Origin of the sequence: Hydrocoleum sp. CS-953 (genome assembly GCF_002260545.1) — a bacterium.
In the GTDB taxonomy this organism is placed as follows: domain Bacteria; phylum Cyanobacteriota; class Cyanobacteriia; order Cyanobacteriales; family Microcoleaceae; genus Trichodesmium.
Genome location: NZ_LGSU01001493.1, coordinates 1 through 23,206, shown reverse-complemented (window position 1 = coordinate 23,206; position 23,206 = coordinate 1). Strand labels below are relative to the sequence as shown.

Here is a 23,206-nt window from a genome sequence, read left to right as displayed (position 1 = left end):
CCCCTACTCCCCTACTCCCCCGCTCCCCTACTCCTTCAAAAGGACTTTTTCACCAAACCCTATTTATAGTAAACCAGCCAAGTGTAAAGGGCCATGACCAGTAATTAACTCTAACAACAAAGCTATAAAACCAAGCATTGCCAAACGTCCATTCCAGACTTCTGCTGTGGTAGTTAACCCCCACTGCCATCTTTCTTGGGGATACATTTTGATCATTTTTTTCATTTGGATGGCATCAGAAAAATCACGACTTGGAGCATCTAAAGCTTCCATAACCAAATCTGCTAAATCATTGATAAATACTGGGTGAGTATTCAGAGCAGGTACTCGGTAAAAATTACTAATTCCGGCTTCTTCTGCCACCTCGCGATATTCCATATCAATTTCTTGGAGAGTCTCAATATGCTCAGAAACAAAGCTGATGGGAACTACCAGTAAATCTTTTACCCCTTTATCTGCCAACTCTTGAATAGCTTCTTCAGTGTAAGGCTTCAACCATTCCACCGGACCGACCCGACTTTGATAAGCTAAAGTATGAGGGTTAGAGCGATTCAAAGCCTTCATAATCTTATCTACACAATCTTCAATTTCTGCCTGATAAGGGTCTCCTGCTTCTTCAACGTAGCTTACAGGTACACCATGGGCACTGAAAAATATATGTACTTGCTCTGAGTTTGGACAATGGTCTAACTCTTGAGCTATTAATTCTGCCATTGCCTGGATATATCCTGGTCGTTGATACCAAGAAGGAACAACAGTATATTCAGTTTTCTTTAATTCTGAGTCTTTTTGCCAAAGTTTATCAAGTAATCTAAAACTTGAACCACTCGTGCTGATAGAATATTGAGGATATAATGGGAGAATTACTAACTTTTCTACTTGGTCGCGCTTAATTCTAGCCAGAGCTTCTTCTGTAAAAGGATGCCAGTAACGCATTCCTATATAAGTTTGAGCAGCTAATCCTTTTTCTTCTAACTGTTGTTGGATCGCCAGAGCTTGTTGTTCTGTAATCGATCTTAATGGAGAGCCACCGCCAATTTCCTTATAATTTTCCTGAGACTTTTGAAAACGCATAGTGGAAATGAACCATGCCAAAGGTTTTTGTAGCCAAGGAAAGGGGAGACGAATAATTTCTGGGTCAGAAAATAAGTTGAAGAGAAATGGGCGCACATCTTCTAGTTGTTCAGGCCCACCTAAATTAAGTAATAATACTCCTACACGACTCATAGTGTTAATAAGGCTCCCATTTTAATATTTGTTACTAAATTTAACATATTTATATTTTTTTAATTATATTTTCTGAACAATGTAGAGTCAACTACTAGCGCAAATCTATATTTCTTTAAGTAATTAAGTATAAGTTTAATTTATACACTTATACTTTTTCAACTTTTGACTTTTATTTTTTGACTTTTGACTTTAAAAATGGCAACAATTTTAAGAGACTGGAGCTACAAATATCAATGGTTGTATGACGGAATTTCCCGTTTAGCAGCTCTTACTGTTGGGGGAGAAACTAATTTTCGCCAACTAGCTTTACAGGGTTTAAACATTAACCAAAATACTGAGGTGCTTGACCTTTGTTGTGGTAGTGGTCAAGCAACTAATTTTCTAGTTCAACACTCCCAAAATGTTACAGGATTAGATGCTTCTCCACTATCAATAAATAGATCTAAAAAAAATGTACCATCGGCTCAATATGTTGAGGCATTTGCTGAGAATATGCCATTCTCAAATAATCAATTTGATTTGGTACATACCAGTGCTGCTTTACATGAGATGAATTCAGAACAATTAAGGCAAATTATTCAAGAAGTTTACCGAGTTCTGAAGCCTGGTGGAATTTTTACTTTTGTTGATTTTCATAGTCCGACTAATCCTTTATTTTGGCCGGGATTAGCAATATTTTTCTGGTTATTTGAAACAGAAACTTGCTGGAATTTTATCAATACAAATTTATTTGATTTATTACAGGAAGTAGGGTTTGATTTAGTTGATAGTGAATTAAATAAACCTGTTTTATATGTTGGTGGTAGTCTTCAGGTAGTTCAGGTTAAAAAATAAAATTTATCCTACTAATAGGCTACAAAAAACTAAGTTGATAACGAAAAATAAAGTTGTGTAAAACCTGTTTAATCTGTCAGTTGTATGATAATTTAATGATCGTGTTTAGACTTGTTAATAATCAGCCAGAGGAAAAAGTATGTGTAGAGTTTTAGCGTATATTGGCGAACCACTACAAATTTCATCGACAAGTAAATGTGGAAGGAAACTGGGAAGAGTTAAAACAATATCCTAGAGGAACGAAAGAATTTTCTTTGTCTTGGTTAAAAGGTCTAGTTTGGTCATTGAAAGGGAAGAAATTTGGTAATTATGAAGGAGATAAAATGCAACCTTTTTAGTAATGGAAGTGAAGATATTAGTTCTGTAATTATTTCATCTGAACCATTATAAAGAAGAAATCGGAAATTGGTCAATTATTCTATTTCAAAATCTTTGCTTTTTCAATCATAATGCTGGAAAACCAAAAGTTGAGATTAAGCCTTTTGATATTGATTTAAAATTAAGTTTAATAGAATACTAATACTTGGGTGAAGTACGCAAAGTTGCTTCGCTCAAGTTTGCTTTTTCTCAGATTGACTAAATCAAGGAAAATTCCTACTTTCAAATTTACCGAAAAATAAAGGTATGAAGCATTCTATAGCAATCCTAAATTGGTTGTGGCAAAATTCCATACTCAAAAAGTTTTGGAAAATCGAAGATTTGACCATCCGCAAAAAACTTAAATAGCCACTTAACTACTTCAAAAGAATTGCAAAGATGATAAAATTGTCTGATGAAATTTTTGGCACTTTACCAAATATCTTCTTTATTGATTTTGCTCCGGAGCATTGGGAGCAAATTTTGTACAATTTATCAACCATTCATCCTCCGATATATCTTGATTAATTATCATCAAATATTCTTTAAATTCTTGAGAATTATGATAACTTGCTCCATCCCAAAATATCGCCAATCTTTTTCCCGGCCTTTTCTGCTGCAAATATTTAATAAATTCAATGGTATTTTCCGTATTTCCACTTCTTTTTTTCTTGCACAATAAATTCTTTGGTTTGGTAGTCGAAAGCTCCATAATAAGTCTGTCTTTCTCTCTCATTTTTAATGGGAATCTCTATTCTTTCATCTGTTCTTCCCCAAGCATAGCCTAATATATCTCCCCATAGGAGATGACATTCGTCAATCATAAACACTCTTGAAGCTTTCCAGCTTCTATTTCTGGTTGCCATTTAACCAATAATTCCTCTATTTCTTTTCTCTTGGTCGATTGGATATGGCGAGGAGACCTCGCCATCCCTCGACCGCTTTTTTGCTTTCACTAATTCATCATTTTTAGCGGGATTCTTTTTTTGAGTTTTTTTCCAACTTACTCCCGCCTCTTTAAGTAAATTATAATAACTTTGATTAGATTCAAAAAGTACATCATATTGCTTCTGTAAATAGTGCGCGTAAATCTGATAATCTTAGATAATCTTGTGCCCTTAACCACTCAATTATTTGCTCTTTTTCTTCGGATTTTAAGTAACCTTGTGTTCCAATACAATTGAAGCCTTAAACTTTCTACACCATGAAACAGTGCTTGGTTTTTCCATTCGCGNCCGCCTCTTTAAGTAAATTATAATAACTTTGATTAGATTCAAAAAGTACATCATATTGCTTCTGTAAATAGTGCGCGTAAATCTGATAATCTTAGATAATCTTGTGCCCTTAACCACTCAATTATTTGCTCTTTTTCTTCGGATTTTAAGTAACCTTGTGTTCCAATACAATTGAAGCCTTAAACTTTCTACACCATGAAACAGTGCTTGGTTTTTCCATTCGCGATCTATACTGTGAGAAACATTTAATAATTCTTTGACTTCATGGTAATATTTTCGTATAGAAAATCATTTTAACCGCCAAGGCTCTTTTGATTTCTTTGGAGTATGAATGTTTGACTGATAAAATCATCTAGTTCATCTATAATGTTCATTTTTTGTCTTTTGACTGGATATGTTATTCTTACTATTATATCTGTTGCGACCTATGCACGGATTGCTATATTTCAAGAGAAAAAAAGTGCTCTTGAATTTTCTGATATTCAATTCCGTTAAGGTTTTCCTTAAGGTAATTATCCATTAATAAATTATCTTGGATTTTGATTACTCAGCAAAATAATTCCGATTCCCATCAATATCCAAGTTCCTTCAAAACCAACATTAATTCGGTGAGTATTTTCTCTACTTAATAAATACTGAAATTCTCTATCTGACAATTTAAAAGCAGATTGTGCAAGTTTTTGATTTACTTGGGTTAACCGCATAAAATATAATGCTCCCCAATAGGTGGAGATAACAACAACAAAAATACCAATTGCTGTACCAAATAGACGAAACATAATTAACTTTTAAATTTATACTTATTAAGTTTAAGTCAATTAAAATTATAGTCAAAATTCCCAAAATATTACCGAATAATTAAGGTTTAAAGCCTCTCACTCGCCGTGGAGAAACAAGCGGTCGTTTGCGTTAGCGAAGCTCCTCTGAAAGAGGCAGCATTCCGTAGGATGGGATGGCGTTAGCGAANATTAAAATTATAGTCAAAATTCCCAAAATATTACCGAATAATTAAGGTTTAAAGCCTCTCACTCGCCGTGGAGAAACAAGCGGTCGTTTGCGTTAGCGAAGCTCCTCTGAAAGAGGCAGCATTCCGTAGGATGGGATGGCGTTAGCGAAGCGGGTCCGTAGGAGCGGGTCTCCCGCTCTTTCAGAGCCACTCCGTTAACGCCATATCCAATCTCCCCTTGAGAGAAAAAATTTTCCTTTTATTCAATCCAATCCGTTTTATACCAATTACCATGCATTATTGCTATACTTGGGCGATACTTCAGTTATTAACTAATTAGCAGGGCGCAGAATCATTTTTTTACTAATTTCAGCTAGTTTAATGTTAATTATTCTTATGTTTGCTTCTCCCGTACGGACGCCCTTATGCAACGTCCCTACACTCCCCTACTTCCCGACTCTGAAATAGATAAAGTTTTTGAGAAATGGTATTAGGGAGAGGTAATTATCAATTATCAATTATCCACTATCAATTATTGAAAACATTTGTTTTTTCTAATTAAAGTGGATTCGTGTAGGATGCGTTAGACAGCTACTATCAATCTTTCTGAAAACTATTTAATAATCTAGGGTAAGCAAAGAAAACAAAATTGATTGTTATAAGGCAAAAACGTACTACTATAAAAATATGAAAATGCCAAAACCAAAGGTTGAACAATGAACAAAAAACGTTTAAGTTGGTTTGAACCTGGTAAATCATTTCAATACATTAGTGAATGGCTAGAAAAAGCTAAAAATAAAATTCGGATTGCTACAGTTTTTTTTACTATTAAAGGATGGAATTTAATCCGTCGTTACACTAAAGGTAAACAAACTTTTCTTTTAGTTGGTTTAGACGAGCCTGGGGAACAAAGAGCAAGAATGGCTCTAATTCAAGAAATAATGCGAGATTTACGAACAGGATTAGATAAAGATAGAAGAAAAGCAGTTATTGACCTTGTAGAAAAAATGCAATCTCGTCAATTTTAAATTGTTGACGCTAGAGTAACAGACCACCACAACAAACTTTACATTTCTGACGAAAAAGCAGCAGTTCAAACCTCTTCAAATCTGACAGGAAAAGGTCTTTTGGAACAAGTTGAAGGTGGGAATGTTATTACCAATAAAATTGAAATTGCTGCTTTAGTTAAAGAATTTGATAATTACTTTATTAATGGTCAAGATTTGACTCAAGAACTTCTTGATATTTTATTGAAATGGTTAGAATTTGATACACCTTGGGATATTTATCTCAAAACAATGTTGGCTTTTGAAAATATACAACCTCCTCAAACTCGTTACACAAAAAAACCAGTTTATTATCAAATTGATATGATTGCCCAAACATTACGTAAGCATTCAGCAGTCAGCTATCAGCTATCAGCTTCCGAGGCACATCTACATTTATAATTATGGTTTGAAAACTTAGACTTGTCGTTTTTATGCTTCAATTTTCTGATTGAAAATGTGCTATAAGTTAAAGGAAGAATTGCTTGATTCAAAGGTTAGAGCTGAGAGCTGACTGCTAATAGCTGAATGCTTACAAAATTACGGCAAATGCGAGACTTTAATGGTTTAATGATAGTTGCATCAACTGGATTAGGAAAAACTGTTGTTGCTATTCATGTAGCTCTACATTTAAAAGCAGAAGATTTGATTGATAATGTAATGATTATTGCACTAAAAGCTGTTGAAAGTAATTGGCGAAAAGAAATGCGAGAAGCTGCACTTCCTTGTGAATTTTTTGTGCAAAAAATATTTGATAAAGAAATAAAAGATGTTCGGCATAAAATCAAGGAATTGCTAGACATTTTAGAAGAGGTTGAACAGGAACGTTGGTTATTAATTATTGATGAGAGTCACGAATTTAGAAATCGCTTTAAAAAAGACCTGTCTCATAGGAGAAAAAATCCTTCTGAACGAAGAGCTTTTATTAGACTTAGAGAATTAGTAAAAAAAGGTAATGCTAAAGTTTTACTTATGACAGGTTCTCCCTATGGTACAAATCTTGATAATATTAATAGTCAACTTTATCTGTTACCTCATAAAGCTAATAATTCCCATAAATTTGAATATTTTTTGAGTGTTTTGCCAGAGCAGAAAGATTTATTTGCTGAAGAAACTCAAAATGTCAAAATTTGGTNAAAGCTAATAATTCCCATAAATTTGAATATTTTTTGAGTGTTTTGCCAGAGCAGAAAGATTTATTTGCTGAAGAAACTCAAAATGTCAAAATTTGGTCTGTTGAAAGCACAGATGAATTTATCAAACTACCAGTAGTTAGTCAATTAACAACTCCTCATGTTGCTAAATATTATGGTCAAAAAGATGAGCAAGGAACTTATATTAACTTCAGCGATCAAAAAGGTTATATTCCTAATATGATTCTTAATACTATCAATTTTCCACTAATTTTTGAAGCAGAATTAACTAAAGCTATAACTCAAGGATATTTTGAAGTTATGGGAAATCCTATTTCTAAAGACCTATTTAATCAATTAGTTAAAATTTCTTGGGCAAGTTCTCCTTTAGCACTTCAAGACATCCTAGAAAGTATTGCTGATACTCCAGGGAAAAAAGGCTATAAACTTGAGAAGTTAGACTTTAAATTTTCTCGTCAACAGCGAGAAGAATTTTTAGCACCAATTATTACTTTTCGGCTNTCTCCTTTAGCACTTCAAGACATCCTAGAAAGTATTGCTGATACTCCAGGGAAAAAAGGCTATAAACTTGAGAAGTTAGACTTTAAATTTTCTCGTCAACAGCGAGAAGAATTTTTAGCACCAATTATTACTAAGCTGAAAAATTTTAATTATAGTAATGATATTAAAATTATTGCTTTGTCAAAGATTCTTGAAAAAGCTTTAAAAAATCAGCAAAAAGTTATAATCTTTTCCGAAAGAAGACCAACAGTTGTTTATTTGTATCAAACACTAGAATCAAAATTTCCTAATTTAAAGATTGCAGCTACTGTTGAAAAAAGCGAAAGCGAAGAAAAGTTCAAGATGAAAGAAAGTAAAGAAATTTAATATATGATTAACCAATTTGCCCCTATTGCCAATAAAAAAACTAATCAATATTCAGAAACTTATGACATTTTTATTTCTACAGATACTCATGGTGTAGGTGTAAATATGCAAGATGCTTCAGTAGTAATTAACTACGATATTGACTGGATTACTATTAAACCAGCACAAAGAGCAGGGATAATTTTACCGAAAAATTAAGGTATAAAGCCTCTCCTTTCAGGGAGAAAAAAAGAAAAAATTTTCCTTTTAACCAATCCTATCAGTTTCAAGAATAGGTAATAATTAATTATTAATTGTTAATTATTAATTATTGAAGCTTTTGGCATTTGCCTCGTACTGTGGAAATTTACACTTTTGTACCAACACTTACTAATCAATATCAAGTAAGTAGAATTAATTATGATTTAGTAGAAATTGAAAAGCGATGGAAAAATTTAATCTCTCGACATTACGAATCAAAAAAAGTAATTGATTTACCTGTTTTAACAACAGAGACTACTCAACAAGTAAATGTTTCAGAAATTGCATCTCAAGTCACAATTGAATCTGGAGAAATAGATTTGAATGCTCTGGCAAATTTAGAAGTTCCTAAAGGATAAATTTCTCCTTATTATCAACATACTGCTAAACTGCAACTTAATCGAGATTAGGCTAAAACTTTGGCAGATGATTTAATTAGTAGTAAATTATCTTCAGATAAAGAACCTTTACTTTATATGTTACTGTTTCATCAAAACAAATATCATAGTATTTTTTACAATCCTAATACTAATAAATTAACTGAGCCTGAAATTGTCATAGTCTTAAATAAAATTGCTTGTGAGGAAAGTACCCCAACAGCTAATGTTAATTACGATGAAATAGAAGCTTTAAGCAATATCTGTCTAGAGCTTTGGTGTAAGAATAATCAAATTTATCCAGATGATGTTGAGCGAATTTGCAGATTGTATCTTAAACCAGAAAGTCAAGAGGATAATTTCACAGAATTACTATTGAAAAATCAATCCAGCTAATCAGTTAGAGACTGTTTGTCAAATAAGTATTAATAAACAAGTTTCACAACTAAATCTTAAAGCTTGAATAAGGTGATACCATTTTGAAAAAAATAATGCTACAAAAAGTGCATCTCGACAGAGATAGTTAAAAATAGCTGCTGAAATTCATTATAGACAGCTATAGCAATCCTCCGCATATTCGTGTCAAAAATCTTACTGCTTTTTAGGCAATAGATCATCTGGCAACAGACGGGAGTTTCAGTTTTTTTTATCTACTTTCAACCTATGCGCGGATTGCTATATATCTATCATTTTCCCTCTTTTATTCAATATTTATTCCTTTTTCCTTCTTCCTTCTTCCTTCTTCCCTCTTACTTGCTTCTACCATTTGTAATAAACATTGATAAAATTGGTATAAGGGATTGAAATAACTGTACAGGGGAGCAGGTATCAGTATTAATGCTCCTAAAGTTATGGTGAATTTATTGATAACAAATAATTGTTTTTTGTCTATTCCCTATTCCCTGTTCTCTATCTTCTTTTTTTATAGTTCCTTTACAAACAACCTCTCAGACTGCTCAAAAATTAGGATACTTTTTATTCCATTACAATCAATTAACTAAACATGAAAAAGCAAGTTTTAATCATAGGTGGATATGGCAGAATTGGCAGTAGTGTTGCTAGAGACTTAGCAATTTATACCAATTCAGAAATTACTATTACCGGACGTAAACCAGAAGCAAATATCAAAGAAATTCCTGTTTCTAGAATTAGCTCTGGAGTTAAATATTTAGCTCTAGATTTAGCAGATAAAGAAAGAGTCAAAAATATTATTCATTCCTACGGTAAATCTTCTGGAAATTTAGTTATTCATTGTGCAGGTCCGTTTCATCATCGTGATGCTAATGTTCTGAAAAATTGCATCGAAGCTGGTATTAATTATGTCGATGTTAGTGACTATCGAGGATTTACTCGTAAAGCTTTAGCATATTCTGAAGCTGCGAGAAAAGCTGGAGTTACTGCAATTATTAATACAGGAATTTTTCCCGGAATTTCTAATAGTTTAGCCCGTCAATCTGTAGAACAATTTGATGAACCAGAAGAGATACATTTAAGTTATATAGTAGGTGGTTCCGGTGGAGCAGGAGTAACAGTTATGCGGACGACTTTTTTAGGTTTACAAAATCCTTTTGATGTCTGGATAAATGGTAAATGGCAATCTGTTAAACCTTATAGTGATCGCCAAGTTATTGACTTTCCATCTCCCTACGGAAAAACAGGAGTTTATTGGTTTGATATGCCAGAGTCTTTGACTTTACCTACTTCTTTTCCTGTGAAAACTGTAACTACAAAGTTCGGTTCTTTTCCCGATTTTTATAATCATCTTACTTGGATGACTGCTCATTTATTTCCTGTTAGTTGGTTAAATAATTCAGAGGTAATAGAATTTTTGTCTCAAGTTAGTTATAAAATGACTCAAGTTACAGATAAATATAGTGGTACTGGTGTAGCAATTCAAGCAAAAGTTCTTGGTAAAAAGTCAGGGAAAAAAGCTGATTTTTGCTCGTCAATTATACATAAAGATACTGCAACTGTTACAGGTATTGGTGCTGGTGGTATTGCCGAATTAATTATGTCTGGAAAATTGAATAAACCGGGAGTTTGGTCTGTGGAAAATAGTTTGTCTACGGAATTATTTGAACAGGTAATGCAGAGTCGTGGTTTTGTTAAAAATTATGGTGAAAAGTCTGTAGTTTATCAGATAGAAAATTAAATATAGCAATCAGGAATCAGATATTGGAATTGAGGTGTCTCTTAAAAGTAGAGAATATAGTAGTTAAGTAAGTAGGTGAAAAAATTTATAGGTATGTCATTGCGACTGGAACGGAGTGGAAGGTTTGCGGAGCATTCCGGAACGGATAGCAATCTCAAGGGTTTTAACTGCTTTAACATTTTATTACATAGTGATGTTTATTCGTGCCTACCTACTTATCTTAATTCATAAGATAAATTTTTTCCTTCTTATCTGTTCCCTATTCCCAGTTAAGTGTTCCTTCAAAGTCTTCAATATCTCATAACTAATACCAATTTCAGAAAATATTGCTACATTCACGACACACTTAACTGGGAACAGGGGGAAGAAAAACATAAATATTAAAGAGGGAAAAAGATTTGATTTCCAGAATTTATGGGATTTATATTTTTTTATTGTAGGAATAAATCAAAAATTAAGATGTAACTGCCTTTTTTGAAAATGGTATAATATCATATTGCTATAGCAATCCTATTTTATTTGTGGATANGGATTTATATTTTTTTATTGTAGGAATAAATCAAAAATTAAGATGTAACTGCCTTTTTTGAAAATGGTATAATATCATATTGCTATAGCAATCCTATTTTATTTGTGGATAAAAATCTTACTGCTTTTAGGGAACAGGAAACAGGTAAGAGTTTCAGTTTTTTTTATCTACTTTTTGATTTGTCGCAACCTATTTAGGATTGCTATATATAGGTTGATAGTTATAATCATATAATAAGGAGTTGGTATAAATTGAGTTATGATTTATTATCGTAGATGTATTACATTAGGCTGAAAATTAAAATATTCAATTAAATACTAAATTACGATAATGTAAACAAAAAAACTATCAGTTAGAGCTACCGATATTGCTGAATATATTCGTTATCAATCATGCGATAGCCGATTTAAGTTAAAATATTATGACTATGAACTTGCTAAAAAAGATATTCCTTTTTCTAACTTAATTTTTGCTACTTCTTTAGATCCAGTGTTGGAAGAGGAAGGTAGAAAAAGAGAGGATGAATGGGAAAATTCGCTGCAAAAAGATGGCTTTCTTGACTTAACTGAAATGAGTCATAACTCTGAACAATAAAATCAAGCAACTGAATGGAATGACTTTGTTGAAAAACTAAAAAATTTGCCAGAAAAACAAAAAGCTTATGGGCGAGAAATTTCTATAGAAGGAACTCTGGGAGAAGTTAATATTTATGGACAAATTGACTTTGTAGTTTTGCTCTGGGAAAATGATGAACCAAAATTACGATTAGTTGAAAGTAAAGCATCTCGAAAAGACCGAACTTACTATCAAGTACAAATTTGTTTATATCGTATGCTTGTATGTCAATTAATAGGAGAAAATTATCTCAATATTTCTGGGATAAAATTTCAACCAGAAAACATAGAATGTGTTGTAGTTAGGATTGATGAAAATACCAATAAAATCCAGGATATAATCAAATCTCCAGCCTTAAATTTAGATACAATAGAAGCTGATATTAATCGTCTTGTTGCTTCTGATGGTGTTTTAAAGTGGATAATTGAAACCGACTTATCTGATTTAGATTATCAGCTAGGCAGAAAATGTAGTGATTGTCTGTTAAGTTTTCATTGTTTAGCCGAAAGTGCTAGAGAAAAACGTTTAGAATTGTTAGGAATAAACTCATCAATTGTCAGGATATTGCATAAGGCAGGTGTGAACAATCTTGATGATTTATCCGAACTTGATTTAGAAGGAAATCAGGCTACTGAAATTAAAAAAGATATAAGTTTTACAGACAATTTAGAGTTACTTAAATTAAAAGCAAAAACTCGTAGACGTACTCTTCCTGATGGAGATTCTAATCCAGATACTTATGAAGTAGAAGCACTGCCAAAATATTCAGGTTAAAGTCAACTTCCCGAACATATTATTAATGGGAAAAGTCTGATTCGAGTATATCTTACCGTTGAATATGATTATGTCGAAAATAGGATAGGCGCCCTAGCAGCTCATGTTACTAAAAGTCAGGGAAAATTAGATCCAAAATTTGAGAAAAATGAAGACTTTAAATGGCAGCCATACCCGGAAATTAAGGAGTATATAGAAGTAGGAAAAGATGAAAATAATCAACCTATTTCCCAAGAAAAAGAACTGGACTATAAAAATGATGTAATTGAGTTCAAACGTTCACCATGGGTAGGAGAATATAAAGAAGATAATGGCTCAGAAAAAGAGTTAATACAAATATTTTTATCAGAATTAGTTGATACTATTGCTGAAGTTGCAGAAACAGAAAAAGCTCCGATTCATTTTTATGTTTGGTCACGTCAAGAAATGACTCAATTAGTTGAAGGTTGTTCTCGCGTTAGTTCTCAACTTCTGAGTAATTTACGGGAGTTACTTGGTTGCCGAGAAAGTTTAGAACAACTAATTTATTCTTGTCTTTATGATGAAGTATATCGTCGTTATGCTTTGGGATGGACTGGTAGAGATTTAGTAGTTGTAACTTCTCTTAAATGGTTTGGCAGACGTTATCATTGGCGACGAAAGATTAACGGAAAATTTGTTAATTTAGACAGAGCTTTTTCTCAAGATATATTTGACTTTAAAAATAATTTAGAGATAGATAGTAATAATCAATGGGCTACCTCAAAATCAAATACTGACAATATTAGTAAACATCCCTTTGAAGTTAGACTAAGATATTTTAATTCTTTTAGTGCAGCTTATTGGCGTGCTTATTGGAGAAAACTTCCTAACCCTAATGACCCAAATCTTGAAGCCAAATTAAAAAAATCTATTGAAAATTATAATCAAGCACAAACCCCAAATTATTTAAAAGAATATTTTCGCGCTCGTACTCATGCTATTAGGTGGGTTGAAGAGGGAATTAGAGCTAAAAATTCCGAGATAAAAAAAGAATCTTTGACTATTGCTAATTTACCAGATTTTAATTTAGGTGTAGATAATGCTGCTCAAGCAGGAATAGATTTTCTCCGTTTAGACCAGCACGTTAAAGTAACAGATTGGATTGCAAAGAATTTAGTTCCACCTATATATCGTATTTCTTCAGGACAAACAATACCTGTTAGAAATATAGTAGCTAATGGTAATAGACTAACAGCAGAAATTAATCTTGATGGATATAGTATTACTCCTGAACTTTTACAAGCTAATTGTACTATTGATGAAGGTTCTTTTGTTAGGCTTAGTCCTTGTTCTGAAAATCCATATCAAGGTCAAACAATTAATCAACTTTTGCGTGGTGGAAGTACCTGTATAGTAAATGAAATAAATTGGGAAACTAAACNCTAATGGTAATAGACTAACAGCAGAAATTAATCTTGATGGATATAGTATTACTCCTGAACTTTTACAAGCTAATTGTACTATTGATGAAGGTTCTTTTGTTAGGCTTAGTCCTTGTTCTGAAAATCCATATCAAGGTCAAACAATTAATCAACTTTTGCGTGGTGGAAGTACCTGTATAGTAAATGAAATAAATTGGGAAACTAAACAGATAGAACTATCTCCTATTTTTAGCAAGTCTGATAGATATAAGTTATTCAGCAATTCTTATAGTAATAGAAATCAAGAACAAATTTTTCCAAATGCTACCCTTGATGAAAGTCCGTCAGATTTTGTAGCTGGAAGAGTTGATGATAAATTACAGAATACTCAAGGAAATCATGTTTGTCGATGGTTAGCTCCAGAAAATCCTCAAATTCCACTACAAATTTCTCCTTCAGAAAATGATTTATAAAAATATCAAAATTTTCTTAATTCCTTGCCATTACAAAATAATAAAAAGCTAGATAATAAGCAAATAGAAGCAATAATAAATGGATTAAAAACTAGGATTCAACTTTTACAAGGTCCACCAGGTACAGGTAAAACAGAAACAACGGCGATCGCTACTTTTTTAAGAATTTTGGCACGAAGTTCCTCTGGGAATATTGTTCTTATTACTAGCCATACCCATAAAGCTGTAGATGAATTACTATCACGTCTAGATCGCCTTTTACCTATTTTAAATCAACACGCTACTAATTTAAACTTCAACTTATCATCAATTCAACTTAGCAGAGTCGATCCTAAAAACAACGAGGATTTTCAAAATACAAATATTAATTCTTTTTCTTCTAAACCTTGTGTTAGTGATGTTAATCAAATGCGTAAAAAGAAAGTTTTAGTAATTGCAGGAACAACCAATGGAATTTTAAAAATGGTTAATGAATTGAATCAAAGAAAGAAATTTTTAAAAGATTATCCCCAAGGTTTTCAGACAAAAACTCTTATTGTTGATGAAGCAAGTATGATGGTATTTCCTCACTTTCTAGCATTAGCTACATTAGTCAAAAATGATGGTGAAATAATGTTAGCTGGAGACCATCGACAACTTACTCCTATTATTACCGAATAATTAATTATTAATTATTAATTAAATAATTGTGGTTTAAAGCCTCCCCTTTTAAGGGGAAAAAAAGAAATGATATTTCCCNTTATTAATTATTAATTAAATAATTGTGGTTTAAAGCCTCCCCTTTTAAGGGGAAAAAAAGAAATGATATTTCCCAATCTTCAATCAAGAACGGTTTTAACCAGAGGTAATTATCAATTATCCATTATCAATTATCAATTAATGAACCATGATTGGGAAAATGAAGACCGTCCTCCTGTAGTATCTTACCAACCTTACGTTAGTGCATATCAGGCAATTCAAAACTTAAAAGAAAACTCAGATACTCAAATTCCTGAGACAGCAATATTATGTTCAGCTTTGAATTTTAGCTTCCGTTTACCGCCAGTTATTCGCTAACTTATTGCACGGCTTTATAGCAAGTTAGATAATATTCAATTGCGAGGCAAAGAGAAAGATAAAAATATAGAAGAAAAGGAAATAAATGGAACTTGGGAAAAACTTTTGCTAGGAAATAGAGGTCTTTATCTTGTTCTTCATTCTGAGCGTAAGTCAAGACGTAGTAATCAACTAGAAGTAGAAATAATTAAACAAATTATTGATGCAGGTGGAGAAATTCCTGATGGAAATATAGGAATTATTACCCCACATCGCGCCCAAATAACTCTACTTAAAACAAAGTTAGCAGATTATTATGAAAATGCTATTGACATGATAGATACTGTAGAAAAATTCCAAGGTAGCGAACGTCAAAATATAATTGTTTCTGCTACAGCAAGCGACCCGTCTGCTATTAGTAAAAATGTAGAATTTATCCTGAATCTTAATCGCTCAAATGTAGCCTTTTCTCGCGTTCAAGAAAGGTTGATTGTTGTTTGTTCTAAAACTCTATTAGATTATATTCCAGCAGAATTTGAACATTACGAAGAAACCATGTTATGGAAAACTTTACGTTCTCAATGTTCAGAACTTATTTTTACTGAAACTGTTAATGAACATAAAGTAGAAGTTTTTACACCTCCTTTAGAACAAATAAGTAAAAACTTAAACGAACAGGTAAAGCCTTTCAATAATTGATAATTGATAATGGATAATTGATAATTGATAATTGATAATTGATAATTGATAATTGATAATTGATAATTGATAATTACCTCTACCTAAAAGGAAGATGATTGAATAAGCGGATTAAAACCCCCAAAAAAGGGCATCACTAATTTTTCAAACTCTTGTGGGGGATTTAAACCCTTGGATTTTTAGCTGATCAGCTAAATGATGATAGCTAATAGCTAGTTAAAAATTAATAATTAATAATCACCTCTTCTGAAAAATAAGAGGATTACTCAAAAGAAATTTTCTTGTTCTCTTGGTCGATTGGATATGGCGTTTAGCGTTCCGCACAACGCGCGTTAACGCTGCGCGACATGTAACGCGTAGCGTCCCGGAGGGAATGGAGACCTCCCCATCCCATCCTAAGGTCATGCTCCGCAAACGACCGCTTTTTTGTCATTGAAAGGAGACGCTTTAAAGCTTAATTATTCGGTAAAAGAAATAACTTAACTAGGAAATGGAAAAATCTTTTAAACAATCATCTTATACCTTCAGTCCTAACTTCCTAATGCAAAACTTACAGGAATACAAAAATAATCTATTTTAATTAGGTAAAATCTGCCAAATTACTCTACCCTATAACTTAAAATAGAAACTATCCTATTAAATTATTCATTATCTATAGGACTTACACAAAGATAATGTATATAGCGTCAAAAACTATAACGTTATAGTTTTTGACTCTATATCTATATTATATACTACCTCTGCGTAAGTCCCGATCTAATAAGTACCAGGACATAAATAAATATCACTGTGTTAAGAACGATTAACTAAGCTGAAACTCCTTGTATGTTGACTGTTACAGTATTTTGTCTTCCATAACTTCACAGTTAAATTTAATTTTGTCCAACCACTTTAGGATTTACGCAAATACCATGTATATAGTGTTCAAAACTATAACGTTATAGTTTTTTGCATCTACATATAGTACCTCTGCGTAAGTCCTGTACTTAAAGAAAAATTAACACTTAAGGAAAAACAAAAATATGACTACACCAATTGTTGCTTTACAACAACCAAAAGATATCTCCCTAGGAGAAATAGAAGAAGAACTGAGTAAAATCTGGCTAAGTCAAAATCAAGGCAAAGCAACTTCCATTGCTACTAGAGCTGCCACCTTTAGCATGGTAGTTTATGAACCAGAAGAATTTCAACAATTGCTAGGGGGGCTAGGATTCTATGATGGTCCAATTGATGGGATTCATGGACCAAAAACTAGGAATGGAGTTAAAGAGGCACAAAAATCTTATCAACTATCAATTACAGGTAGAGTAGACCCCGAANTATGAACCAGAAGAATTTCAACAATTGCTAGGGGGGCTAGGATTCTATGATGGTCCAATTGATGGGATTCATGGACCAAAAACTAGGAATGGAGTTAAAGAGGCACAAAAATCTTATCAACTATCAATTACAGGTAGAGTAGACCCCGAAACCCTAGCCAAATTGCGGGAAGAATTTGCGAAACAAGCAGAAGACCGTCAAAAAGTCACAAATATAAATCTGAGGGGCTTTAGTATGGCAGACGCGATCGCTGCTCAAAACCCCAGTCGTGTTATGACCCTATGTCCAACTATTGGGGAAGAAGATACAGGAGTTACAGCTCAAGTATCTGCCTATTGTCCAATTCAGAAACAAAGTAGCTCCAATTTAGTGTGCAGTGAATATGTCACCTTGCGGGGCACAAAATTAGCAATGCAAAGGGTAGATGAAACAGTAAAATCATTAATGATTCCCGATTTACCGAAATTTGTCTGGTGGAAAGCAACCCCCAATACAGAGCAGCAATTATTTCGGAGTTTGTGTGAGGCGAGCAACTGTATAATTATGGACTCCTGCTATTTTTCTGACCCCGAATCAGAATTTTTAAAGATGCAGGAGTTGATTGAAAACGAAACTTATATTGCTGACCTCAACTGGCACCGTCTTTCAGCTTGGCAAGAATTAATTGCTGCAACTTTTGACCCTCCAAAACGACGAGCTGCTTTATGGGAAGTTGATACTATTACGCTTGACTATGAAAAAGGAAATGCTGCTCAAGCGCTAATGTTTTTAGGTTGGTTTGCTAGTCGTCTGGATTGGAAACCAGTTTCTTATACAGAATTAGGTGGTGATTATGATATTGCCCATATCAAATTTACTGGGCATAACAATCAAGAAATTTTGGCTGAGTTAGCAGCTATTCCTACTGCTGACTTTGGTGAAATTCCTGGAGATTTAGTTGGTTTACGTTTAGGTTCGAGTAATTCAGATGCTGATGTTGATTGTTGCACAATTTTGTGTTCTGAAACTANGTTTCTTATACAGAATTAGGTGGTGATTATGATATTGCCCATATCAAATTTACTGGGCATAACAATCAAGAAATTTTGGCTGAGTTAGCAGCTATTCCTACTGCTGACTTTGGTGAAATTCCTGGAGATTTAGTTGGTTTACGTTTAGGTTCGAGTAATTCAGATGCTGATGTTGATTGTTGCACAATTTTGTGTTCTGAAACTACTGGTTGTATGCGGTTAGAGTCTGGTGGTAAGGCGCAGTCTTGTTTGACTGAGCAAGTAACAGCATTAACCGATCAGAAGGCAGAAGCTTTAATGGCACAACAGTTACAACGTTGGGGTCGGGATGTTTTGTATGAGGAGAGTTTAGCATTGACAGCACAAATGCTGCAGTTAAGAACGTAGGGAATTTAGAATTTAGAATTTAGAATTTAGAATTCAGCAAAACTTGTAGTAGAGTGACACACTTAAAATAGTGCAATAGTAGGGGTGGGTTTCCCCGTTAAATTAATGAAGCTCAACCTAAAGTTAGATAAACTCGCCCCCCAATGATGTAACGCACCCTGGAATATGTGTTGGTCTAGTAGGGTGCGTATTTACGGCTTAAATTCAGACTAGGAAAGGGATTTAGAAATCTGTCGTAACGCATCATTTTAGCTTTGTCCATCCACTACAAATTTTGCTGATACCATTTATTAAGAGTAATACTATACTGGCAAAGTGCTAAAATCACTATGAAAATAACAAATATTACATGAATGATGGCAAGGTGCTATATATAGGGTGTAAAAACTAGAACGTTTGAGTTTATGACTCTATATATATGGTATAGTGTTTCATTAATTGATAATTGATAATTGATAATTGATAATTGATAATTGATAATTGATAATTGATAATTGATAATTGATAATTGATAATTGANACGAATAAGGAAAAGATTTATTTCTCTTGGTTGATTAGATATGGCGTTTGCTAGCGCAAAGCTCCGCTTTATATGTCGCGCAGCCAAACGCGTAGCGTCCCGGAGGGAACGGAAACCCGAAGAATGCAGAGCCGCTCCGCTTTATATGTCGCGCAGCCAAACGCCATCTCATCCTGACGGACTGCTCCGCAAACGACCGCTTTTTCCCCTTGAAAGGGGAGGCTTCAAGGCGTGAATGATCTAATTATTTAATTGTTTAATTATTAATTATTTCGGTAAGTCCTATATTATTAAAGACTTAGATCGCGTCATTTGAGTTATCAGTTGTCAAATAGTATTGACAGGACTGAGGCATTTTGGAGTCCTAAACACTACATATCTATAACGTTATAGTTTTTGAACCCTATATGTAGTGTCTAGTGTGTAATATAAAATCCGGTTATACAGTAATCGCATCTATACTTTCTCTTAATACAGATTTTCTAGCGTGGGCGAATTTAAAAATTCATGCTCTAAATCTTTTCTTTCTCCTGACTCCTGACTCCTAGAGCGATACGATAAGTATTTAACCGGATTCTATATAAGTCCTGATGGAGAAATAGAAATTTCAAAGTTGAGATAACTATGAAAATAACAAATATTACATGAATGAAGCCAAGCTACTATATATAGAGTGTGAAAACTATAACGTTGGAGTTTATGGCACTATATATTGTCTGGTGCGTCATTCCTATATTATTAAAGACTTAAATAGCGTCATTTGAGTTATCAGTTGTCAAATACTATTTAGAAATAGAAATTTCAAATATAACAAAGTTTTTGATAATTATTGGTATGACATATATTTAGTGGTGCCCTGCGACGGATTATTAAATACCTTTCATAGTCTGAATTTAAGCCGTAAATACGCACCCTACAAATTTTCTACAAATTTTCCTTTTTTAAAATTGGTATAAACTAATGAATGAAGTTCGTAAATGGCTAAGAAGTCTTTCCACGAAAAATAAAAAAACTGCGATTAAAACCAAAATTAGAGAATTATTAGAAACAGGAAATTTTCCTGAGTTATATCAATATTTAACAGATTTTCATTTTATTAAAGCTAAAATTGAAGCTGCTCAAACCCTGGAATTAATAGCAGATTATGACTTAGCACTAAATTCACCACAATCATCAAATCTAACAGCAGAACAAACAAAAAATCTGAGATTAATTCAAGCAGTAATTCGTCTTTCAGAACATATTCTGAAAAAAGATAAAAAACAATTAGTAGAACAACTATGGAGTCGTTTAGTAGATATCGAACATCCAGATATTAAAAATTTACTGACACAAGCAAAAAAAAGTAGAAGAAATCCTTGGTTGCGTCCTTTAACTTCTAGTTTCGCACCTCCTGATTCTGAATTAATTCGGACTATTAATCCTCACGATAGACCAATAATNCAACTATGGAGTCGTTTAGTAGATATCGAACATCCAGATATTAAAAATTTACTGACACAAGCAAAAAAAAGTAGAAGAAATCCTTGGTTGCGTCCTTTAACTTCTAGTTTCGCACCTCCTGATTCTGAATTAATTCGGACTATTAATCCTCACGATAGACCAATAATAGCTTTAACTATTACTCCTGATGAAAAACAAATAATTTCTGGTGCTAATGATGGCACAATTAAAGTTTTTAATCTAGCAAATGCAGCAGAAATATTAACTTTTACAGGTCATACAAAAACTATCAATTCATTAGCAGTTACTTCAGACCAAAAATTACTTATTTCAGCTTCGGAAGATACGACAATAAAAATTTGGGATTTAGTCGCAAAAACTGAAAAAATTACNTAACTTTTACAGGTCATACAAAAACTATCAATTCATTAGCAGTTACTTCAGACCAAAAATTACTTATTTCAGCTTCGGAAGATACGACAATAAAAATTTGGGATTTAGTCGCAAAAACTGAAAAAATTACCCTAAATTTACATTCAGAAGCAGTTACTTCAGTAGTTATTACACCAGATGACAAAGAATTAATTTCCTCTTCTAATAACGGTGCTATTAATATCTATGACTTAGAAAAAAATCGAGATGTTTTTACTATGAAAGCCCATAAAGCAGAAGTCACATCTGTCACCCTAACACCAAATGGAGAAGAAATTGTTTCAACTTCTAATGACAAAACTATTAAAGTTTGGAACAGGAAAAAAAGAAAATTAATAACGACAATTCATGGTCATAATGCTGAAATTCTTGGTGCTATAGTTACACCAGATGGTAAGCAGGTTATTGCTCATGATGTAGATGGAGTATGGGATGTTTTTTACGGAGAAATTTTCGTTTGGGATTGGAAAACTGGAGAGAGAATATTTGTCTTATCTGGTCACGACGATGCTGTTGATTCTCTAGCGGTAACTCCCGNAAGTCACATCTGTCACCCTAACACCAAATGGAGAAGAAATTGTTTCAACTTCTAATGACAAAACTATTAAAGTTTGGAACAGGAAAAAAAAGAAAATTAATAACGACAATTCATGGTCATAATGCTGAAATTCTTGGTGCTATAGTTACACCAGATGGTAAGCAGGTTATTGCTCATGATGTAGATGGAGTATGGGATGTTTTTTACGGAGAAATTTTCGTTTGGGATTGGAAAACTGGAGAGAGAATATTTGTCTTATCTGGTCACGACGATGCTGTTGATTCTCTAGCGGTAACTCCCGATAATAAATATTTATTTTCTGGGGATAGTCAGGGAATAATTAAAGTCTGGAATTTAGAAACTGGAAAGGAAATTTATACCTTCAGAGACCATAGTATTTGTGTCAATAAAATAATAATTACAACTGATGCTAAACAAGCAATTTCCTGTAGCACTGACGGAACTATTAAAGTTTGGGATTTAACCAAAATTTTAGGGGAAGAAAAATCAAATTATTCTCAGATTAGTCATTGCAACGAGATACATACTATTGCTATTACTCCTAATAGTAGATGGGCGATTTCCGGTGGTTGTGAAATGATAGTAAAAGTCTGGGATTTAACAAATTTTCGTGAAGTTTTTGATTTAGAAACAGGAAATGGAGAACCGATACATTCTTTAGCAGTAACTCCCGATGGCAAAGAGGTATTAGTGGGTTGTGGTGGTTCATTACCTAGTGGTAAAAAACGAACTATTAAATTTTTTAATCGCAAAACCAGAGAGCAAATACTGGAATTTTTAGCTCCTGTTAATTTGGGAAAATTTATCACAATAGCTCCAGATGGTAAGACTTTTATTTCTGGATATTGGAGAGATTTTGGAACAACTATTTGGGATTTGGAATTAAAGGAAGAAATTGGTTATTTGGGAAGGCATGAAGAGGAGGTATTATGTTTAGCAATAACTCCTGATGGTCAGAAGGTAATTTCTGGTTCATATGATAGAACTGTTATAGTTTGGAATTTACAAACAAAAGAAAGAATTTTGACTTTGAATGCTGGTTTAGGTTCAGTTTATTCAGTAGCAGTAACTCCTGATAATAAGTATATTATTTCCGGTTATTATCATGGGGAAATTATGATTTGGGATTTGACAACTGGCGAACAAGTTGCTATGTTAAAAGGTCATCATAAATATGTTTTAGAGGTTATCCCACTGCCAAATAATCGAATTATTTCTGCTTCCTTAGATGGAACTCTAAAATTGTGGAATTTAAACAACCAGAAAGCGATCGCTACTTTTTATGGAAATAGTGGGTTTCTATGTTGTGCTGCTACAGCAAATGGAGAAATAATTATTGCTGGCGATAATTTTGGGAAATTACATTTTTTGACGTTAGAAAATTGATTTGGCCAACTTGTTGAGAGAGACTTTCACGCTCCGGACTTACGCACCAGACAATACAGATAGTGTTCAAAACTATAACGTTATAGTTTTTAAACTCTATATAGAAGCCCTAACAGTATCTCCAAGAAATAGGTTCTGGTGGAGAATTAATTGATAAAAAATGGGTAATAATTGATTTGATGATGGGATGAGTGGCAGATATCT

The 23,206-nt window shown here is 33.1% G+C and carries 15 protein-coding genes and 8 pseudogenes; 20 read left to right on the top strand and 3 right to left on the bottom strand.

Features of this window, described 5'->3' with window-relative positions:
* Positions 1 to 63 precede the first annotated feature (63 nt).
* Positions 64 to 1,227 carry a ferrochelatase gene (gene hemH, locus AFK68_RS33580; protein WP_094678683.1) on the bottom strand — a complete coding sequence of 388 codons (1,164 nt, stop codon included), beginning with the start codon at positions 1,225 to 1,227 and terminating at the stop codon, positions 64 to 66.
* Positions 1,228 to 1,425: 198 nt separating this feature from the next.
* Between hemH and AFK68_RS33575 the strand changes: the two genes are divergently transcribed.
* Both AFK68_RS33575 and AFK68_RS37750 read left to right on the top strand, forming a co-directional pair.
* The gene (locus AFK68_RS33575; protein WP_094678681.1) at positions 1,426 to 2,064 is read left to right on the top strand and encodes a class I SAM-dependent methyltransferase; all 639 of its coding nucleotides are present in this window, start codon (positions 1,426 to 1,428) and stop codon (positions 2,062 to 2,064) included.
* 161 nt (positions 2,065 to 2,225) lie between these two features.
* Positions 2,226 to 2,402, top strand: a complete 177-nt coding sequence (locus tag AFK68_RS37750) for a hypothetical protein (RefSeq protein WP_168186765.1) — start codon at positions 2,226 to 2,228, stop codon at positions 2,400 to 2,402.
* Positions 2,403 to 2,709: 307 nt separating this feature from the next.
* On the opposite strand, the pseudogene AFK68_RS43765 reads toward AFK68_RS37750, so the two are convergent.
* Together AFK68_RS43765 and AFK68_RS33560 are read right to left on the bottom strand one after the other, a co-directional pair.
* A pseudogene (locus tag AFK68_RS43765) lies at positions 2,710 to 3,655 on the bottom strand (IS630 family transposase); the annotation flags it as partial.
* Between the two features lie 528 nt (positions 3,656 to 4,183).
* Complete coding sequence (locus tag AFK68_RS33560; RefSeq protein ID WP_094678679.1) at positions 4,184 to 4,435, bottom strand: hypothetical protein; 252 nt, start codon at positions 4,433 to 4,435, stop codon at positions 4,184 to 4,186.
* A gap of 883 nt (positions 4,436 to 5,318) precedes the next feature.
* Here AFK68_RS33560 and AFK68_RS40630 point away from each other — a divergent pair.
* The 18 genes and pseudogenes from AFK68_RS40630 (at position 5,319) to AFK68_RS33470 (ending at position 23,002) form a co-directional block, all read left to right on the top strand.
* Positions 5,319 to 5,630, top strand: coding sequence for a hypothetical protein (locus tag AFK68_RS40630; RefSeq protein ID WP_210407759.1), 312 nt, complete (start codon positions 5,319 to 5,321; stop codon positions 5,628 to 5,630).
* A 99-nt stretch (positions 5,631 to 5,729) separates the two neighbouring features.
* Entirely contained in the window at positions 5,730 to 6,050 is a 321-nt protein-coding gene (locus tag AFK68_RS40625; protein WP_371357671.1) for a hypothetical protein, read from the top strand.
* A gap of 126 nt (positions 6,051 to 6,176) precedes the next feature.
* Positions 6,177 to 6,783, top strand: a pseudogene (locus AFK68_RS47495) (DEAD/DEAH box helicase family protein); the annotation flags it as partial.
* Positions 6,784 to 7,303: 520 nt separating this feature from the next.
* A pseudogene (locus tag AFK68_RS40615) lies at positions 7,304 to 7,669 on the top strand (hypothetical protein); the annotation flags it as partial.
* 3 nt (positions 7,670 to 7,672) lie between these two features.
* The gene (locus AFK68_RS33545; RefSeq protein ID WP_094678677.1) at positions 7,673 to 7,867 is read left to right on the top strand and encodes a helicase-related protein; all 195 of its coding nucleotides are present in this window, start codon (positions 7,673 to 7,675) and stop codon (positions 7,865 to 7,867) included.
* 140 nt (positions 7,868 to 8,007) lie between these two features.
* Positions 8,008 to 8,268 (top strand): hypothetical protein, encoded by a 261-nt coding sequence (locus AFK68_RS33540; RefSeq protein WP_143438585.1) that lies wholly within the window; start codon positions 8,008 to 8,010, stop codon positions 8,266 to 8,268.
* Between the two features lie 60 nt (positions 8,269 to 8,328).
* Positions 8,329 to 8,682 (top strand): hypothetical protein, encoded by a 354-nt coding sequence (locus tag AFK68_RS33535; protein WP_094678673.1) that lies wholly within the window; start codon positions 8,329 to 8,331, stop codon positions 8,680 to 8,682.
* A 607-nt stretch (positions 8,683 to 9,289) separates the two neighbouring features.
* The gene (locus AFK68_RS33530) at positions 9,290 to 10,438 is read left to right on the top strand and encodes a saccharopine dehydrogenase family protein (protein WP_094678671.1); all 1,149 of its coding nucleotides are present in this window, start codon (positions 9,290 to 9,292) and stop codon (positions 10,436 to 10,438) included.
* Positions 10,439 to 11,600: 1,162 nt separating this feature from the next.
* A pseudogene (locus AFK68_RS33525) lies at positions 11,601 to 12,356 on the top strand (PD-(D/E)XK nuclease family protein); the annotation flags it as partial.
* A gap of 1,879 nt (positions 12,357 to 14,235) precedes the next feature.
* Positions 14,236 to 14,871, top strand: a complete 636-nt coding sequence (locus AFK68_RS33510) for an AAA domain-containing protein (RefSeq protein ID WP_094678663.1) — start codon at positions 14,236 to 14,238, stop codon at positions 14,869 to 14,871.
* Positions 14,872 to 15,012: 141 nt separating this feature from the next.
* Entirely contained in the window at positions 15,013 to 15,267 is a 255-nt protein-coding gene (locus AFK68_RS40610) for a hypothetical protein (protein ID WP_210407758.1), read from the top strand.
* Positions 15,268 to 15,306: 39 nt separating this feature from the next.
* Positions 15,307 to 15,945, top strand: a complete 639-nt coding sequence (locus AFK68_RS33505; RefSeq protein WP_210407757.1) for an AAA domain-containing protein — start codon at positions 15,307 to 15,309, stop codon at positions 15,943 to 15,945.
* 1,022 nt (positions 15,946 to 16,967) lie between these two features.
* Positions 16,968 to 17,264, top strand: a pseudogene (locus tag AFK68_RS33500) (peptidoglycan-binding protein); the annotation flags it as partial.
* A 1-nt stretch (position 17,265) separates the two neighbouring features.
* Positions 17,266 to 18,274, top strand: a pseudogene (locus AFK68_RS33495) (glucose-6-phosphate dehydrogenase assembly protein OpcA); the annotation flags it as partial.
* Between the two features lies 1 nt (position 18,275).
* The coding region (locus AFK68_RS33490) for an OpcA/G6PD domain-containing protein (RefSeq protein ID WP_210407756.1) at positions 18,276 to 18,662 on the top strand (387 nt) is incomplete at its 5' end.
* Positions 18,663 to 20,712: 2,050 nt separating this feature from the next.
* Positions 20,713 to 21,017: pseudogene (locus AFK68_RS47490) on the top strand (WD40 repeat domain-containing protein); the annotation flags it as partial.
* Position 21,018: 1 nt separating this feature from the next.
* Positions 21,019 to 21,594: pseudogene (locus tag AFK68_RS47485) on the top strand (WD40 repeat domain-containing protein); the annotation flags it as partial.
* A 55-nt stretch (positions 21,595 to 21,649) separates the two neighbouring features.
* Complete coding sequence (locus AFK68_RS33470) at positions 21,650 to 23,002, top strand: WD40 repeat domain-containing protein (RefSeq protein WP_168186764.1); 1,353 nt, start codon at positions 21,650 to 21,652, stop codon at positions 23,000 to 23,002.
* Positions 23,003 to 23,206 lie beyond the last annotated feature (204 nt).

Coding starts and splice junctions, on each gene's coding strand:
- hemH (WP_094678683.1), bottom strand. CDS start 1,227: ATGAGTCGTGTAGGAGTATTATTACTTAATTTAGGTGGGCCTGAACAA.
- AFK68_RS33575 (WP_094678681.1), top strand. CDS start 1,426: ATGGCAACAATTTTAAGAGACTGGAGCTACAAATATCAATGGTTGTAT.
- AFK68_RS33560 (WP_094678679.1), bottom strand. CDS start 4,435: ATGTTTCGTCTATTTGGTACAGCAATTGGTATTTTTGTTGTTGTTATC.
- AFK68_RS40630 (WP_210407759.1), top strand. CDS start 5,319: ATGAACAAAAAACGTTTAAGTTGGTTTGAACCTGGTAAATCATTTCAA.
- AFK68_RS33545 (WP_094678677.1), top strand. CDS start 7,673: ATGATTAACCAATTTGCCCCTATTGCCAATAAAAAAACTAATCAATAT.
- AFK68_RS33530 (WP_094678671.1), top strand. CDS start 9,290: ATGAAAAAGCAAGTTTTAATCATAGGTGGATATGGCAGAATTGGCAGT.
- AFK68_RS40610 (WP_210407758.1), top strand. CDS start 15,013: ATGATATTTCCCAATCTTCAATCAAGAACGGTTTTAACCAGAGGTAAT.
- AFK68_RS33470 (WP_168186764.1), top strand. CDS start 21,650: ATGACAAAACTATTAAAGTTTGGAACAGGAAAAAAAAGAAAATTAATA.